Here is a 16,524-nt window from a genome sequence, read left to right as displayed (position 1 = left end):
GATCGTAACGGGAGGGTCACGCGTCCCCGTCGCGCCACCGGTCGGGGCCGTATGAGCCGAGGAACATCTCCAGCGCCTCGACGAGGCGACCCGGCACGTACGCCGTCGTGTGCTCGTCCGCGGTCGCCTCCAGGCGGGACCGCAGGTCGGCGAGCAGCCCAGCGAGGTCGTGGTCGGCGGCGAGGTCCACCATGGCGTCGTACGGGGTGGGCGGCCGCTCGGGCACGAGGCCTCCTGGTCGGGTGGGCTCCCCGGGATGGAATCGAACCATCGTCGCTAGTCCTGATTCAAAGTCAGGCGGGCCCTGCCAGCAGACCAACCGGGGATCGCGTGCCCCCAGGCTACCCAGGCGCAGCGGCCACCGAGAGCAGCCGGCGGAAGGCGACGACGTCGGGCTCCTGCCAGTCGACGTGGTCGTTGCGCCAGCCGAGCAGGTCGTGGAACCGGGGGTCGTCGTTCGCCATCGCGTGGCCGATGACCGCGTCGGCGGGGATGCCGTAGCGCGCCTGGAGCATCCGGACGAGCGCCGCGAGCGCGGTGACCTGGGGCCGGCGGGCGAGGATCGCCGCGTCGGCGGCGCGGGGGTCGGGCAGCGCCGGCTGGACGACCTCGATCCCGATGGCGCGGTCGTTGAGGCCGATCGTGTGCCGGCAGCGGATCGTCACGGGGACGAGCGCGTGGACCGTCCCGTCCTGGTCGACGACGAAGTGGGCGCACGTGTTGGGCTTCTCGCCGAGGTTGGCCACGTCCGGGGCGAAGGTGTCGCGCACCCCCTCCCAGGAGCCGCCGCCGGAGTAGTGCAGGACGACCATGCTCGGCGTGAGCCGCCAGGTGTCGTCGCCGTAGTGGCGCAGCGAGTAGGCGGCCGTCTCGACCTTGCGGGTGTCGTCGAACGGGACGAGCGAGTCCACGACGGGCACGCTCGGTGCCGCGCTCGTCGTCGGGCGCACGCTCATCGTCGTCGCGGCGGGGGCGGACGCCGCCGCGGACGACACCGGCCCGCCGGCCGGCGGGTCGGGCTCGGCGCACGCGCCGACGGTGAGCAGGGCCGTCGTGACGATCGCGGCCCCCGCCGCGGCCCGGGCGGGCCTCGGCCGTCGTCGTCGCACCCGGCCACGGTAGGTCAGCGGGGAGGCCGGAGCCGGGCGACGTCCGGGGCGTCGTACGGCGGGCGGCAGAATGGGCGGGTGAGCGGGGACGAGGGCAGGCGCGCCGGGCGGCACCGGATGACCGGGCCGCAGCGGCGCGAGCAGCTGCTCGAGATCGGCCGCGCGCTGTTCGCGGAGAAGGGCTTCGAGGGCACGTCGGTCGAGGAGATCGCCGCCAAGGCGAAGGTGAGCAAGCCGGTCGTCTACGAGCACTTCGGCGGCAAGGAGGGCCTCTACGCCGTCGTCGTCGACCGCGAGGTCACCTCGCTGCTCGACCAGGTGACCGCCGCGCTCGACCCTGAGCACGGGGCGCGGCAGCTGCTCGAGTCGGCGGCGCTGGCGCTGCTGGAGTACGTCGACACCTCGACCGACGGCTTCCGGATCCTCGTGCGCGACTCCCCCACCGGCCAGTCGACGGGGTCGTTCGCGAGCCTCATCAGCGACGTCGCGACCCGGGTCGAGCACCTGCTGGCGGCGGAGTTCAAGAGCCGCAAGCTCGACCCGAAGACCGCGCCGCTCTACGCGCAGATGCTCGTCGGCATGGTCGCCCTGACCAGCCAGTGGTGGCTGGAGTCGCGCCGCTTCAAGAAGGACGAGGTCGCCGCGCACCTGGTCAACCTCGCCTGGAACGGCCTGCAGGGCCTCGAGCGCAAGCCGCGCCTGGGCTCCCCGTAGCGTCCGCACCTCCGCGGCACCGGTGCCCCATCGGTGCGGACGCTACGGCTTGCGCGCGACGGCGAAGAGGCGGCGGAAGGGCAGCACCACGCCGTACGGCGTCCTCGGGTACGCCGCGTCGAGGGCGGCGGTGTAGCGCGCGACGAAGGCCGCGCGCTCGTCCTCGTCGGTGAGGGCGTCGAGCACCGGCCGCAGCCCGGTGCCGCGCACCCACTCGAGCACCGGCTGCCGCTGGGCACCCTCGGGGTCGAGGACGTGCAGGTACGTCGTCTCCCACACGTCCGCCTCGAGGCCGAGCCCGGCGAGCAGGGCGAGGTACTCCCCCGGCTCGGCCACGGCGTCGTCGTGCCGCAGCACCCCGGCGAGCCGCTCGGCCCACGGACCGTCGGCCGCGACCGCGCGCATGAGCACGTGCGACGGCGCGTCGAAGTTCGCAGGCACCTGGAGCGCGAGCCGGCCACCGGGGGCCAGCGCGTCGACCCACCGCGGGAGCAGCTCGCGGTGCTCGGGGACCCACTGCAGGGTCGCGTTGCTCGTCAGGACGTCGACCGGGGCGCCGAGACCCGTCGGGTCCCAGTCCTGCGCGCGGACCTCGTGCCACTCGACGCGGCCGGCCCCGTCGAGCTCGCGGGCCCGGGCCAGCATCGCGGCCGAGGCGTCGAGGCCGACGACGCGCGCGCGCGGCCAGCGCTGCGCGAGGCCGAGCGTGAGCGGGCCGTCGCCGCAGCCGAGGTCGACGACGAGCCGCGGGTCCTCGGCACCGACCCGGGCCAGCAGGTCGGCGAACGGGCGTCCGCGGTGGCCGGCGAAGACGGCGTACTGCGTGGGGTCCCAGGTGGGCACGGTGGCTCCTCTCGTCGGGTCTCCTGGCCACATGGTCTCCCCGGAAGTCTCTTGATGTCAAGAAACTTGACGCGAGGGCTACGCTGGTCGGATGACGACGGACGAGGCGCGCCCCGCCCCCGAGCAGTACCGCTCGGCGGGCGACGAGGTCGACCGGATCGTCGGGGCGTGGGAGCGCGAGCGCCCTGACCTCGACGCCTCCCCGCTGCACGTCCTGTCCCGGATCTCGCGCCTCGCCCGGCACCTCGACCTCGCCCGCGGGACCGCCTTCGCGCGGCACGGCCTCGAGGGGTGGGAGTTCGACGTCCTGTCGGCGCTGCGTCGCTCGGGCGAGCCCTACCAGCTCTCCCCCGGCCAGCTCGTCACGCAGACCCTCGTCACCTCGGGGACGATGACCAACCGGGTCGACCGGCTCGCCGCGCGCGGGTTCGTCGAGCGGCACCCCGACAGCCGCGACCGGCGCGGGGTGCTCGTCGCGCTCACGCCGTCCGGCCGCGAGGTCGTCGACGCGGCGCTGGCCGACCTCCTGGATCGCGAGCGCGACCTGCTGCGCGACCTGCCACCCCGGGAGCGCGAGGCGCTGACCTCGACGTTGCGGGTCCTGCTCCAGCCCTTCGACGGCTGACCGGACACAGGTAACCCCACGTCTACGGCCGGTCACCCGGCCAGGACGTGGGGTTCCCTGTGTCCGGTCGCTCAGGCCTGCTGGAACTCCAGCCGGTTGCCGACCGGGTCGTCGGTGTGGAACCGGCGCAGCCCGGGGATCGAGTCGTCCCAACGGATCTCGCCGCCCGCGGCCGCGACGGCGGCCGCGAGCGCGTCGACGTCGGCGACCGCGATCCCGGGGTGCGCCTTGCGGGCGGGGCGGAAGCCGTCCTCGACGCCGCAGTGCAGCTCGAGCCCACCGGGCGCCTCGCCCGCGCGGAACCACACGCCACCGCGCGCCGCCAGCACGGGCGGCTTCGAAACCTCGACGAGCCCGAGCACGCCGCCGTACCAGGCCCGCAGGTCGTCCTCCGACCCCGCCGGGCACGAGACCTGGACGTGGTGCAGCCGCATCTCCATGCTCTGACGCTAGCTCGACATCAGGACGACCGCGGGGGTGGGCTGGGGTCAGCCGGCGGTCTCGGCGGCCTCGAGCCAGGCCGCCTCGAGGTCGTCCTTCTCGGTGTCGAGCTCCTGCTGCTCGCGGGCCAGGTCGACCAGCGCCCCGTGCTCGCCCGCCGACGACGCCTCGGCCATCCGCGCGTGCAGGCGCTGCTCGCGCTCGGCGAGCCGGGCGAGCGCCTTCTCGACCCGGGCCAGCTCCTTGCGCGCGGCCCGCACGTCGGCGGCGGAGACCGCAGGCACGGCGGACATCGCGGCCGCGTCCGGACGACGCCCCGCGGCCTCACCTCCCGCGGCCGGAGCCACCGGCACCTCGCGCCGCACGACCGCCCCCTGCTCGACGAGCGCGAGGTACTGCTCGACGCCGCCGACGAGGTCGAGCAGCTTGCCGTCGCCGAGCAGGGCGACCTGCTTGTCGGCGACCCGCTCGAGCAGGTACCGGTCGTGCGACACGACGAGCAGCGTGCCGCCGAAGCCGTCGAGGACGTCCTCGAGCGAGGTGAGCGTCTCGACGTCGAGGTCGTTGGTCGGCTCGTCGAGGATGAGGACGTTGGGCTCGGTCATGAGCAGCCGCAGCAGCTGGAGCCGGCGCCGCTCACCACCGGACAGGTCCGACACCCGGGTCTGCTGGCGGGCGCCGGTGAAGCCGAGCCGCTGCGCCAGCTGCGAGGCGGAGACCTCCTTGCCGCCGAGCGTCGTGTACTGCCGCACGTCCTCGACCGCGGCGATGACCCGCCGGTCCCCGAGCGCGTCGAGCTCGCGCACCTCCTGGGTGAGGAAGGCGAAGCGCACCGTCTTGCCGACCTTGCGCCGCCCGGCGGTCAGCGGCACGTCGCCGGTCAGCGCCCGCAGCAGCGTCGACTTGCCGGCGCCGTTGACGCCGACGATCCCGATCCGGTCACCGGGCCCGAGGCGCCAGGTCACGCGGTCGAGGATCCGCCGGTCGCCCAGCTCGACGCTGACGCCCTCGAGGTCGACGACGTCCTTGCCGAGCCGGGTGGTGGCGAACCGGACCAGCTCGACCGTGTCGCGCGGCGCCGGCTCGTCCTCGATGAGGGCGTTGGCGGCGTCGATGCGGAAGCGCGGCTTGCTCGTGCGGGCCGGGGCGCCGCGGCGCAGCCAGGCCAGCTCCTTGCGCAGCAGGTTGTCGCGCCGCTCGGCGACGACGGCGGCCATCCGCGCGCGCTCGGCCTTGGCCAGGACGTAGGCGGCGTACCCGCCCTCGTACGACGCCACCTCACCCTCCTGGACCTCCCACGTCGTCGTCGCGACGGCGTCCAGGAACCAGCGGTCGTGGGTGACCGCGACGAGCGCCGAGTCCGGCCGGGTCCGCGCGGTGGTGAGGTGCCGCGCGAGCCACGCCACGCCCTCGACGTCGAGGTGGTTGGTCGGCTCGTCGAGCAGCAGCAGGTCGGGGTCGGAGACGAGCAGCCTCGCGAGCGCCGTACGGCGTCGCTCCCCGCCGGAGAGCGGCCCGACGAGGGCGTCGAGCCCGCCGACGCCGGGGGCGTCGAGGCCGCCGAGCAGCCCGGCGAGGACGTCGCGGATCCGCGCGTCGCCGGCCCACTCGTGCTCGTCGAGGCCACCGAGGACGGCCTCGCGCACGGTGTGCGCGGGGTCGAGGTCGTCGGCCTGCGCGAGCATCCCGACGGTGACCGACCCGCCGCGCACGGCCCGGCCGCCGTCGACCTCGAGGGTGCCCGCGAGCACCCGCAGCAGGGTCGACTTGCCACCGCCGTTGCGGCCGACGACGCCGATCCGCTCGCCGGTGCCGACGCCGGTGGAGATCGCGTCGAGGACGGTGGTCGTCCCGCGGACGACGGTGGCGCGCTCGAGCGACACGAGGTTGGCCATGACGCCGCGTCCTCAGGCGCGCGCGGGCGCCGGGCCCACGTGCTCGCCGGGGACGACGTGCGCTCCGGCGACCGGACCGGTCGCGCGGCGCACGTCGCCGGCCACCCCGGAGGCGGTGAGCGAGACGGCGAGGTCGAGCGCGCCCTCGGCCGACCCGGTGAGGAAGGCGACGGTGGGGCCCGACCCGGAGACCAGGCCGCCGAGCGCCCCGAACTCCAGTCCCGCCTCGACGACGTCGCTGAGCCCGGGCTGGAGCGAGAAGGCGGCCGGCTGCAGGTCGTTGTTGAGCGCGGCGCCGAGCGCCTCGGCGTCGCCCGAGCGCAGCGCCGCCATCATCGCCGGGGAGGGCACCGCGTCGGGGACGTCCTGCCCCTCGCGCAGCCGGTCGCACTCGGCGTAGACCGCCGGCGTCGAGAGGCCGGCGTCGGCGAGCGCGAAGACCCAGTGGTAGCGGCCGGACGCGGCGAGGACCGGCGCGAGCTGCTCGCCCCGGCCGGACCCCATGGCGATGCCGCCGGCGAGGCAGAAGGGGACGTCGCTGCCGAGCCGGGCGGCGAGCTCGCCGAGCTCGTCGCGGCCGAGGCCGGCCGACCACAGGCCGTCGCAGGCCAGCAGGGTGGCCGCGGCGTCGGCGGACCCGCCGGCCATGCCGCCGGCGACGGGGATGTCCTTGCGGATGCGGACCTGGACCGCCTCGTCGAGCCCCAGCTCGTCGGCGACCGACCGGGCCGCCCGCAGCGCAAGGTTGGAGGCGTCCGTCGGCACGAGGTCGGCCTGGGCCCCGGTGACCTCGACCGACCACTCGTCGGCGGGGGTGACGGTGACCTCGTCGTGCAGCCCGACCGCCATGTAGACGGTGGACAGCGCGTGGAACCCGTCGTCGCGGACGGGGCCGACCCGCAGCTCGAGGTTGACCTTGGCCGGCGCGCGGACCGTCACGGCGGAGGTCGGCGGCAGGGCGAGGCTCACCCCGCCACCCTAGCCAGGCGCGGGCAGGTCGCGCCGCGCGGCCGCCACCCGGGCGAAGGCCGCGACGTCGAGCTGCTCGCCGCGGGTGCGCGGGTCGACGCCGGCGGCGCGCAGCGCCAGCTCGGCCCGCTCGGCCGACCCGGCCCACCCGGCGAGCGCCGCGCGCAGCGTCTTGCGGCGCTGCGCGAAGGCCGCGTCGACGGCGGCGAAGACCTCCTCGCGGGTCGCGCTCGTCTCGGGCGGCGGGTGGCGCACGAGCGAGACGAGGCCGGAGTCGACGTTCGGCGCCGGCCAGAAGACGGTGCGCCCGACGGTGCCGGCGAGCCGCACGTCGGTCCACCACGCGGCCTTGAGCGACGGGACGCCGTACACCTTGGAGCCGGGGGCGGCGGCCAGCCGCTCGGCGACCTCGAGCTGGACCATGACGAGCACGCGGTCGATGCTCGGGAACCGCTCGAGGAACGACAGCACCACCGGCACCGAGACGTTGTAGGGCAGGTTGGCGACCAGCGCCGTCGGCGCCGGCTCGCCGAGCTCGGTGACGGCGAGCGCGTCCTCGTGCCGGACCTCCAGCCGGTCGGCGTACGACGGCGCGAGGCTCGCCACCGTGCCGGGCAGCGCCCCCGCGAGGACCGGGTCCACCTCGACGGCGACCACCCGCGCGACCTGCGGGAGCAGGGCGAGGGTGAGCGAGCCGAGCCCCGGGCCGACCTCGACGACGACGTCGTCCGCGCCGACGCCGGCCAGCCGGACGATGCGCCGCACGGTGTTGGCGTCGACGACGAAGTTCTGCCCCCACTGCTTGGTCGGGCGGACCCCGAGGCGGGTCGCGAGCTCGCGCACCTGCGCGGGGCCGAGCAGTCCGGCGGCGTCGGGCTCCATGACCCCCGACCCTAGTGCGGCTCAGGCGGGGCGCAGTCCGCCGTCCGACTCGACGTACCCCTCGCCGGTGGCCGGGCAGCGCCAGGTGCCGTCGTCCTCGCGGGTGAGCGGCCGGCCGGCGCGGCCCACCCAGCCGACCCGGCGGGCGGGCACGCCGACGACGAGGGCGTGGTCGGGCACGTCCGTCACGACCACGGCGCCGGCGGCGACGAGGGCCCACCGGCCGACGGTGACCGGGGCGACGCACACCGAGCGGGCGCCGAGGGCCGCGCCCTCGCGGACGGTGACGCCGACGGCGTGCCAGTCGCTCGCGTCCTTGAGGCTGCCGTCGGGGTTGACCGCGCGCGGGTACTCGTCGTTGGTCAGCACGGCGGCCGGGCCGACGAAGACGCCGTCCTCGAGGACGGCCGGCTCGTAGACGAGGGCGTGGTTCTGCAGCTTGCAGTTCTCGCCGATCCGCACGCCGGGGCCGACGTACGCGCCGCGGCCGACGTTGCAGCCGGCGCCGACGACGGCGTCCTCGCGCACCTGGGCGAGGTGCCAGACGCGGGTGCCGGCCCCGATGCTCGCGCGCTCGTCGACGTCGGCGGAGGCGGCGACGACGGCGTCGGCCGCGACGCCCTGCTCAGGTGGTGTCCCCATGCGCCCACTGTGCCGTGCGCGGCGCCGGCCCGGGGAGGGAACGCGGAGAACCACCTCGCCGACGGCGAGGTGGCTCTCGGTGCGCGCCCCCGGTGGGGTCGGGAGCGGCGCGCGCGGAGGAGACCCGGGTGGGGTGGGGTCAGGCGGCTCCGCGGCAGCCCCAGGGGGCCAGCCCGGCGACGGCGTAGTACCGGTTCGCCACGGTGATCTGCTGCTCGCGCGAGGCGAGGTCGGCGCGGGGGGCGAAGTCGCCGCCACCCCAGGCCAGCCACGAGCTGGCCGCGAACTGCAGCCCGCCGTAGTAGCCGTTGCCGGTGTTGATGTGCCAGTTGCCGGTGGACTCGCACATGGCGATGCGGTCCCACATGGCGGCGTTCGCGAGGTTGAGGCCGGCGCCCGAGGTGTTCCCGGCGCTCGGGGCCGCCGGGGCGGGGGCGGCGGGCGCGGCCGGAGCCGCCTGAGCGGGGGCCGCCGCGACGACGACCGGCTTCGGCTTGCTGCCGACGACGACGACCTGGTCGACCGGCGCGGCGGTGACGCTGTCGCCGGCCCGGGTGCGCCAGGCGAGCTTCCCGTTGAGCCACGTCTCGTTCCAGCGCACGACGCGGGTGCCGGCCTTGCCGGCGGTCTCCGTGCGGGTCGTGCCGACGGTCATCGACGGGTCGGTGCGACGCACGGTGGTGAAGCCGACCGTCTCCGAGGTCGTCGTGGCCTTGGTCGCCTTGCGGGTCACGGTGACCTTGGTGCCGTCCGCGAGGGCGGTCCCGGCGGAGGGGGTGACGAAGTCCTGCCCCTGGAGGCGGACCTCCTGCTGGGTGAGCAGGTCGCCGACGGTGCGGGCCGTCGTCGACGTCGTGAGGGTGCGGCCGTCGGCGCTGAACGTCACGTCGTGCGGCGTCTCGATGCTCATGGCCAGGCCCTGGCGACCCAGCGGCAGGTCGCGCGAGACGCTCATCCGGGCGTCGGGCGCGGTGCGCAGGTCGAGCTCGCGCAGCGCGGCCTCGACCGAGGTGGCGGTGGTCCAGTACGCCCGGGTCTTCCCGTCGAGGGTCACGGTCAGCTGGCGTCCGTAGCGCACGACGACGGTCTCGCCGTCGTCGAGCGGCTGGTCGGCGGCGGGCACGACGGTGTCGTGGGCGCCCACGGTGATGCCCTGCTTGCTCAGCAGGTCGGCGACCGTGCTGCCCATGACGTGGACGTCGGTCGTGTGCCCGTCCACCGACAGGGCCACGGCCTTGTCGAGGTGGGCGACGCTGAAGGCGCCGGCGGCGACCGCCGCCACGACGCCCAGCTGGACGACCGACCTCACCGGGCGTGCCGTGATCGAACGCGAAAGGGACCGTGCGGTCATGCTGCTCCGTACCTGGTGCTCCCCGGGCACGGAGCACGGGTCCGGGCGTGCAGCGGGGGCGATCGCGCGACCGGACTCGTCGTGCGTCGCCCCCCTCAGAACGACCCGGCCCGTGGTCTCGCCACCGGCCGACGGGCACCCACTGTGCGGGACCGTCCAGCGAAAGGTCAACTTTCGGTAACGGAAGCGTTTACGCGGGAACCTGTCGGGTGGGACGGATGTGACGGATGTGGCGTGCTTTCCGCCTGATCGGTCCGGTTCGCCCACCCGTCGCGCGTCACCTTGCTGCCGTGGCAGCGGAGGGCCTTCCGGTGGCGCGGCGGCCCCGTGCACCCCTTCGGATCAGGAGGCGTTTTCCCAGCGGCCGTAGACCCGCTCGCTGTTGCGCGAGAGCGCCGTGCAGAGGGTGGGCACGTCGACCGAGAGCGTGCCCGCCATCGCCCGGACGGTGAGCGGCACGAGGTACGACGCGTTGCTCGCGCCGCGCCAGGGGTGGGGCGTGAGGTACGGCGCGTCGGTCTCGACGAGCAGGTGCTCGAGCGGGGTCACGGCGAGCGCGTCGCGCAGGCCCTGGGCGCTGGAGAAGGTCACCGTGCCGGCGAAGGAGAGCATGAGCCCGAGCTCCACCGCGGCGCGGGCCATCGGCACGTCGCCGGAGAAGCAGTGCAGCACGGTGCGCTCCGGCGGTCCCTCCTCGCGCAGGATCCGCAGCACGTCGTCGTGGGCGTCGCGGTCGTGGATCTGCAGGGCGAGCCCGGTCCGCTTGGCCAGGTCGATGTGCCGGCGGAACGCCTCCTGCTGGGCGGGGACCCCCTCCGGGCCGGTGCGGAAGTAGTCCAGGCCGGTCTCGCCGACCACCCGGACGCGCGGGTGGGCGGCGACGCGCTCGACCTCGGCGAAGGCGTCATCGAGCTCGCCGGTGGCGACCAGGCGCGGGATCTCGTTGGGGTGCAGGGCGACCCCGCCCAGCAGGCCGGGGTGGCCCTCGTCGAGGACGCGCTCGGTCCAGCGGACCGCCTCGAGGTCGCAGCCGATCTGGACGACCCGGTCGACGCCGACCGCCGCGGCCGCGGCCAGGGCGTCGGCGACGGGGGCGGCCGGCTCGTCGTCCCGGGCGATGTCGAGGTGGCAGTGGTTGTCGACGACCGGGATCGGCAGCGGGTCGGGCGCGGGCGGCCGCTCGCCGGGAGCCAGCCGCCCGCGACGGCCGCTCACGCGCCGGTCGGTGCGGTGTCGGCGTCGCCGCCCGCCCCCGGCGGGTCGAACTTGCGGAAGACCGGCGCCGGCTTGCCGATCGGCGTGCCGGGGACGACCGGGCGCGGCCCCCACGCGGGCGTGGCCGAGTACTCCCCGGTGATGACCGGGTAGCCCGGCCCGCCGTCGAGGTCCTCGACCTCCTCCAGCCGGGGCATCGGCACGAGGTCGCCCTCGCCGCCCAGGACCCGGTGCACGGCGTTGCTGCTGTGCGGCAGGAACGGCGACATCATCGTGTTGAGGTCGGTGACGACCTGCACGAGGACGTGCAGGACGGTGCCGAGCCGCTCGCGCTCGTCCTCCCCCTTGAGCCGGAACGGCTCGGTGCGGCTGACGTAGGCGTTGGCCTCGCCGACGAGGCGCATCACCTCCGCGATCGCGGCGCGCACCCGCTGACGGGCCAGGAGCCCTCCGACGGTGTCGAACCCGCCCCGTACGGCGTCGAGCAGCGCCTCGTCGACCGGCTCGAGCGGCCCGGCGGCCGGGACCTCGCCGAACTGCTTGTGGACCATCGACGCGGTGCGGTTGACGAGGTTGCCCCACCCGGCGACGAGCTCGCTGTTGTTGCGCTGGACGAAGGCGTCCCAGGTGAACTCGGCGTCCTGGGTCTCCGGACCGGCGGCGCAGATGAAGTAGCGCAGCGGGTCGGGGCCGTAGTCGGCGAGCACGTCGCGCACGTAGACGACGTGGCCGCGCGAGGAGGAGAACTGCTCCGCCCCCATCGTCAGGTACTGCGAGGCGACGACCTCGGTCGGGAGGTTGAGGACGCCGTACGGGCCGGGCTCGCCGCCCTTGTCGCCCTTGCCCGCGTAGGCGAGCAGCTCGGCGGGCCAGATGAGCGAGTGGAAGGTGATGTTGTCCTTGCCCTGGAAGTAGTACGACTCCGCGGCGGGGTCGTTCCACCAGTCGCGCCAGCGCTCCGGGTCGCCCACCCGGCGGGCCCACTCGATCGAGGCCGACAGGTAGCCGACGACGGCGTCGAACCACACGTAGAAGCGCTTGGTCGGCTGCTCGCGCCAGCCCTCGATCGGGACCGGGATGCCCCAGTCGAGGTCGCGGGTCATCGCGCGCGGCCGCACGTCCTCGAGGAGGTTCTTGGAGAAGTTGAGGACCGACGGGCGCCACGAGCCCTCGCGCTCGCGCTCGTCGAGCCACGCGCCGATGGCCCCCGCCAGCGCGGGCAGGTCGAGGAAGAAGTGCTGGGTCTCCACGAACTGCGGGGTCTCGCCGTTGATCTTCGAGCGCGGGTCGATGAGCTCGGTCGCGTCGAGCTGGTTGCCGCAGTTGTCGCACTGGTCGCCGCGGGCCTGTCCGTACCCGCAGATCGGGCAGGTGCCCTCGATGTAGCGGTCGGGCAGGGTGCGGCCGGTCGACGGGCTGATCGCGCCACGGGTCGTCTGCTCGACCATGTAGCCGTTGCGCCAGTCCCCGGTGAACAGCTCCTGCGCGACGGCGTAGTGGTTGCGCGTCGTCGTCCGGGTGAACAGGTCGTAGGACAGGCCGAGCGCGGTGAGGTCCTCGGCGATGACCCGGTTGTAGCGGTCGGCCAGCTCGCGCGCCGTGACCCCCTGCTCGTCGGCGGCGACGAGGATCGGGGTGCCGTGCTCGTCGGTGCCGGAGACCATGAGCACGTCGTGACCGGCCATCCGCATGTACCGGCTGAACACGTCGGAGGGCACGCCGAAACCGGCGACGTGGCCGATGTGGCGCGGGCCGTTGGCGTACGGCCAGGCGACGGCGGACAGGACCTTGGTCATGGTCCGATCCTAGGAGTCGCCGCGACCGGGTTTCCTCAGCAGGATGGCGAGGTGACCTCGGCTCCCCCGCCCGACCTCCCGCTCGACCCCGCCCTCGCCCTGCTCCCCCGCCCCCGACGGCTCGTGCGGCGTGACGGGGTGCTCACCCTGCCCGAGCGGGTCGTCGTCTCGACCGACGAGCCGGGACGGCCGGCCGCCGAGCACCTGGCCCGGGTCCTGGCGGGCGGGACGGGACGCTCGCCCGCCGTCGTGGAGGCGGGGGCGGTGGACGCCGCGCGGGTGACCGTCGAGGTCCGGGTCGACGGTGACGCCGACCTCCCGCCGGGGCCCCGCGGCTCCCGTACGGAGTCGTTCCGGCTCACCGTCACGCCGCAGGGGGCGACGGTCCTCGCCGGTGGCCCCGCCGGGGCGACGTACGGCGTCGTCGCGCTGCTCCAGCTGCTGCCGCCGGCGGTGCTGCGCCGCGCGCCGGTCGGCGACGGGCCGTGGGTGGCGGCCGCGTGCGTCGTCGAGGACGCGCCGGCCTTCGCGTGGCGCGGGGTCATGCTCGATGTCGCACGACACTTCTTCCCGGTCCACGAGGTGCTGCGGCTCGTCGACCAGCTCGTCCTGCACCGGGTCAACCGGCTGCACCTGCACCTCACCGAGGACCAGGGCTGGCGGCTGGAGGTCCGGCGGCACCCGCGGCTGACCCAGGTGGGCGCGTGGCGGCGCGAGTCGCAGGTCGGCGCGGACGTCGTGGGGCCGGAGGGTGGGGTGACGGCGTCGTTCGACGGGCGGCCGCACGGCGGGTTCTACACGCACGACGACGTCCGCGAGATCGTCGCCCACGCCGCCGAGCGGGGCATCACGGTCGTGCCCGAGGTCGAGACCCCGGGGCACGTGCGCGCGGCGCTGGCGGCGTACCCGGAGCTCGGGGTGACGGGCGAGGCGCTCGAGGTGTGGACGCGGTGGGGCGTCTGCGAGGACGTCCTCAACACGGAGGAGTCGACGGTCCGGTTCTTCCAGGACGTCCTCGACGAGGTGATGGAGCTCTTCCCGTCCGAGTACGTCGGCCTCGGCGGCGACGAGTGCCCGAAGGCCCAGTGGCGCGCCGATCCCCGCACGCAGCAACGGATCCGCGAGCTCGGGCTCGCCGACGAGGAGGAGCTGCAGGGGTGGTTCGTCGGCCGGCTGGCCGCGCACGTCGAGGCGGCGGGGCGGCGGCCGTTCGGCTGGGACGAGGTCCTCGAGGGCGGCACCGTGCCGCGGTCGACGACGGTGATGTCGTGGCGCGGCCTGCAGGGCGCGGTGACCGCGGCCCGTCGCGGGCACGACGTGATCTCGACGCCGGACGACCGGGTGTACCTCGACTACCGGCAGAGCGAGCTGGCCACCGAGCCGATCCCCATCGCCGTACCCCTGACGGTGGCCGACGTGCTCGCCTTCGACCCGGTGCCGCCGGAGCTGACGCCGAAGGAGGCCGAGCACGTCCTCGGCGGCCAGGCCAACCTGTGGACCGAGCACGTCGACGACGCGCGCCGGGCCGACTACCAGCTCTTCCCGCGGGTGGCCGCGCTCGCCGAGGCGCTGTGGTCGGCCGACGTCGCCGGCCCCCGCGACCTCGCGGACTTCCAGCGGCGGCTGATCGTGCACCGCGAGCGGCTCGTCGCGATGGGCGTCGAGGCGCGTCCGCAGGACGGCCCGCTCCCCTGGCAGCAGCGCCCGGGCGTGCCGGGACGGCCGGTGTCCCGCGAGGACCGCGCCGCCCACATGGCCACCCTCACCGCCAACATCACCGACTGACGGTCAGCGCTCCTCGAGGAAGGGCGTGAGCAGGTCGGGGTCGACGGCGAGGGCGACGGCGACACCGGTGTCGAGGGGGACGTCGCGCACGACGTACGACTGCTTGCCGGCGGCAGTGGTGGCGAGCACGTGCGCGACGCCGACGCGGCGCTGGAAGAACGACTGCTGCACGACCCAGCCGATGACGCCGTCGCGCTCGAGGACGTCGCGGCGCCGGACGAACGAGCCGTGCTGGACGACGAGGTGGGCCGGCAGGAGCCGGTGGCCGAGACCGGCGTACCGGTCGCCCGCGACGACGGGCGACAGCAGCAGCGGCAGGGTCGCGAGGACGCCCACCCCGACCCACCACTGGGCCAGCCCGACGAGCAGCCACCCGGCCACGGCCAGGACGAGCGCGGGGACCGCCGCACGCGTGTAGCGGCGCCGCCGGGCGGCGGGCCCGTGCTCGTGCAGCGGCCCGGCCAGCGCCTCGTCGTCCTCGAGGACGTCGCGTCCGACCCGGGCGACGACGTCGTACGGCGCGGGCGGGGAGAGCCAGGCGCTGCCCCGGTCGCGCTCCTTGCGGCTGAGTCCGGTCGTGATCGCCTGGAGGCGCGCCCCCTTCGCCAGCCGCAGCCCCAGCGGGCGGCCGAGCTCGACGCCCCGCAGCCGCTTCTCCTCGATGCTCGTCTCGCGCGTCGTGAGCAGACCGCGGGTGACGTGCAGGGTGCCGCCGCGGTGCCGGGTGAGGCGGAACCCCCAGAACTGCAGGGCGTATCCGACGACGGCGAGCAGCGACACCAGCACGACGAGACCGACCAGGACGACGACGACGTCGACCCACAGCGGGTGCTCCCCCAGGCCGCTCACCGCGCCGCCGAGGTCGGTGCGCTGGAGGTAGCGCTGGAGGAACTGGTTGCCGAAACCGAGGATGGCCAGCGCCGAGAAGACGCCGGTGAGGGTCAGCGGGGCGAAACCGACCCAGCGCGGGTCGAGGCGCAGCAGCTCGGTCTCGGTGCCGGGGACGTCGTCGCCGGACCACACCGGCGCGAACCCCCGCTCGTCGGCCGGACCGGCGGGCGGCGGGGCCAGGCCGGGGACGGGCTCGCCGTACGGCGCCGGCGAGGCCGGGTCCGCGGCCACCCGCCGCCGGTGGATGAGCTCCTCGCGCAGGTGGCGGGCCTCGGCGGTCGGGAGCGAGTCGAGGACCAGCCGCTCCTTGGTGTGCCCGGCGGTCCCGATCTCGACCTTGGCCAGCCCGAGGACGCGGTGGAAGGGCGGCGCGGTGACGTCGACGGTGCGGACCCGGTCGGCGGGGGTCGCGATGACCTGCCGGTTGAGCAGGCCCTTGCGCAGCTCGATCTGGCCGTGCTCGATGCGGAAGCGGGTCGTCGCCCAGCGCAGCAGGCCGACCCCGACGGCGAGCACGAGCACGGCCAGCTCGATGAACCGGCCGCCGGTGTCGCTGCTCTGCCCGACGACGACCGCACCGATGAGCGCGGGCAGGAAGCGGACGATCTCCTGGACCGGGTGGATCATCAGCATCCGCGGGTCCAGGCGCCGCCACGGCGTCTCGAGGTCGGCCAGCTCCGGGGCGGGCGGCGGTGCGGCGGGTGGCGGTGCGGCGGGCGGCGGGGCGTCGTCGTACGGGGCCCCGGTGGGCGGCTCGCTCACGTCGCGTCGCCGGTCTCGGCGACCGTCGCGTCGGTGAGCTCGTCGACGAGCCGGCGGGCGACGTCGGCGTCGAGCCCCTCGATGGTGAGCGGGCCGGCCGCCGACGCGGTCGTCACCGTGACGCTGGCGAGGCCGAAGAGCTGGTGGACGGGGCCGCGGGCGAGGTCGACGGTCTGGATCCGCGAGACGGGGGCGATGCGTCGTTCCTGCGAGAGCCAGCCGCGCTGGGTGTAGACGGCGGTCGGGGTGGTCTCCCAGCGGTGGACCCGGTAGCGCCAGAGCGGCATGCCGCCGACGTACGCGACCGCGAAGACGAGCCACAGCAGGCCGACGACGACGTGCGGGGTGCGCGAGCCGTCGCCGTCGAGCCACCACCAGCCGACCTGGAGGGCGAGCAGGACGAGGACCTCGAGCGCCGCGACCGCCGTCCACATCAGCCGGGCCCGCGGGCTGACCAGGTGCGCCGGGGCACGCAGCCGGGGCGGGGTCGATGGCCTCGTCGCGGGTCCGCCGTCGGCGGGCAGGTCGCTCACGCGCCTCACGGTATGCGACATGTCACCCGACCGGCCGGACCGTGCGCCCGCGGGGCGCGGCCGCGGTGTGG

16 protein-coding genes and 1 tRNA gene are annotated in these 16,524 nt (G+C 75.3%); 3 read left to right on the top strand and 14 right to left on the bottom strand.

Features of this window, described 5'->3' with window-relative positions:
• Positions 1-16: 16 nt before the first annotated feature.
• From FB458_RS11225 to FB458_RS11215, 3 genes are all read right to left on the bottom strand, one after another.
• Positions 17-226: a hypothetical protein gene (locus FB458_RS11225; RefSeq protein WP_141848562.1), complete on the bottom strand. Its 210-nt coding sequence runs from the start codon at positions 224-226 to the stop codon at positions 17-19.
• A 21-nt stretch (positions 227-247) separates the two neighbouring features.
• Positions 248-326: transfer RNA gene (locus FB458_RS11220), tRNA-Gln, on the bottom strand.
• A 15-nt stretch (positions 327-341) separates the two neighbouring features.
• Positions 342-1,109: an N-acetylmuramoyl-L-alanine amidase gene (locus FB458_RS11215; RefSeq protein ID WP_141848561.1), complete on the bottom strand. Its 768-nt coding sequence runs from the start codon at positions 1,107-1,109 to the stop codon at positions 342-344.
• A gap of 117 nt (positions 1,110-1,226) precedes the next feature.
• Here FB458_RS11215 and FB458_RS11210 point away from each other — a divergent pair, with 117 nt between their 5' ends.
• The gene (locus FB458_RS11210; RefSeq protein WP_141850488.1) at positions 1,227-1,823 is read left to right on the top strand and encodes a TetR/AcrR family transcriptional regulator; all 597 of its coding nucleotides are present in this window, start codon (positions 1,227-1,229) and stop codon (positions 1,821-1,823) included.
• A gap of 42 nt (positions 1,824-1,865) precedes the next feature.
• Here FB458_RS11210 and FB458_RS11205 read toward each other — a convergent pair whose 3' ends face one another.
• Positions 1,866-2,666 carry a methyltransferase domain-containing protein gene (locus FB458_RS11205; protein WP_246061172.1) on the bottom strand — a complete coding sequence of 267 codons (801 nt, stop codon included), beginning with the start codon at positions 2,664-2,666 and terminating at the stop codon, positions 1,866-1,868.
• A gap of 91 nt (positions 2,667-2,757) precedes the next feature.
• Here FB458_RS11205 and FB458_RS11200 point away from each other — a divergent pair, with 91 nt between their 5' ends.
• Positions 2,758-3,291: a MarR family winged helix-turn-helix transcriptional regulator gene (locus FB458_RS11200; protein ID WP_141848559.1), complete on the top strand. Its 534-nt coding sequence runs from the start codon at positions 2,758-2,760 to the stop codon at positions 3,289-3,291.
• A 71-nt stretch (positions 3,292-3,362) separates the two neighbouring features.
• On the opposite strand, the gene FB458_RS11195 is transcribed toward FB458_RS11200, so the two are convergent.
• The 8 genes from FB458_RS11195 to metG all read right to left on the bottom strand — a co-directional run bounded on the left by FB458_RS11195 (position 3,363) and on the right by metG (position 12,482).
• Complete coding sequence (locus FB458_RS11195) at positions 3,363-3,731, bottom strand: VOC family protein (RefSeq protein ID WP_141848558.1); 369 nt, start codon at positions 3,729-3,731, stop codon at positions 3,363-3,365.
• A 48-nt stretch (positions 3,732-3,779) separates the two neighbouring features.
• Positions 3,780-5,627 (bottom strand): ABC-F family ATP-binding cassette domain-containing protein, encoded by a 1,848-nt coding sequence (locus tag FB458_RS11190; RefSeq protein WP_141848557.1) that lies wholly within the window; start codon positions 5,625-5,627, stop codon positions 3,780-3,782.
• A 12-nt stretch (positions 5,628-5,639) separates the two neighbouring features.
• Complete coding sequence (locus FB458_RS11185) at positions 5,640-6,596, bottom strand: 4-(cytidine 5'-diphospho)-2-C-methyl-D-erythritol kinase (protein WP_246061171.1); 957 nt, start codon at positions 6,594-6,596, stop codon at positions 5,640-5,642.
• Between the two features lie 9 nt (positions 6,597-6,605).
• Positions 6,606-7,478: a 16S rRNA (adenine(1518)-N(6)/adenine(1519)-N(6))-dimethyltransferase RsmA gene (rsmA, locus tag FB458_RS11180; protein ID WP_141848556.1), complete on the bottom strand. Its 873-nt coding sequence runs from the start codon at positions 7,476-7,478 to the stop codon at positions 6,606-6,608.
• A 21-nt stretch (positions 7,479-7,499) separates the two neighbouring features.
• Positions 7,500-8,120, bottom strand: a complete 621-nt coding sequence (locus tag FB458_RS11175) for an acyltransferase (RefSeq protein ID WP_141848555.1) — start codon at positions 8,118-8,120, stop codon at positions 7,500-7,502.
• 139 nt (positions 8,121-8,259) lie between these two features.
• Positions 8,260-9,429: a resuscitation-promoting factor gene (locus FB458_RS22080; RefSeq protein WP_281286095.1), complete on the bottom strand. Its 1,170-nt coding sequence runs from the start codon at positions 9,427-9,429 to the stop codon at positions 8,260-8,262.
• 384 nt (positions 9,430-9,813) lie between these two features.
• The gene (locus FB458_RS11165) at positions 9,814-10,686 is read right to left on the bottom strand and encodes a TatD family hydrolase (RefSeq protein ID WP_211356013.1); all 873 of its coding nucleotides are present in this window, start codon (positions 10,684-10,686) and stop codon (positions 9,814-9,816) included.
• Entirely contained in the window at positions 10,683-12,482 is a 1,800-nt protein-coding gene (gene metG, locus FB458_RS11160; RefSeq protein WP_141848553.1) for a methionine--tRNA ligase, read from the bottom strand. The genes FB458_RS11165 and metG overlap by 4 nt, the downstream gene beginning before the upstream one ends.
• Before the next feature lie 51 nt (positions 12,483-12,533).
• Between metG and FB458_RS11155 the strand changes: the two genes are divergently transcribed.
• Positions 12,534-14,267, top strand: a complete 1,734-nt coding sequence (locus FB458_RS11155) for a beta-N-acetylhexosaminidase (protein WP_141848552.1) — start codon at positions 12,534-12,536, stop codon at positions 14,265-14,267.
• Positions 14,268-14,270: 3 nt separating this feature from the next.
• Here the strand turns inward: FB458_RS11155 and FB458_RS11150 are convergent, their stop codons facing one another.
• Both FB458_RS11150 and FB458_RS11140 read right to left on the bottom strand, forming a co-directional pair.
• Entirely contained in the window at positions 14,271-15,920 is a 1,650-nt protein-coding gene (locus FB458_RS11150) for a PH domain-containing protein (RefSeq protein WP_246061170.1), read from the bottom strand.
• The gene (locus tag FB458_RS11140; RefSeq protein WP_246061169.1) at positions 15,917-16,453 is read right to left on the bottom strand and encodes a PH domain-containing protein; all 537 of its coding nucleotides are present in this window, start codon (positions 16,451-16,453) and stop codon (positions 15,917-15,919) included. Before FB458_RS11140 ends, FB458_RS11150 begins: the two co-directional genes overlap by 4 nt.
• Positions 16,454-16,524: the final 71 nt, after the last annotated feature.

Source organism: Lapillicoccus jejuensis (assembly GCF_006715055.1).
GTDB classification, from domain to species: domain Bacteria; phylum Actinomycetota; class Actinomycetes; order Actinomycetales; family Dermatophilaceae; genus Lapillicoccus; species Lapillicoccus jejuensis.
Note: the sequence above shows the minus strand (reverse complement) of the source record. Positions and strands in the feature narration are given on the sequence as shown.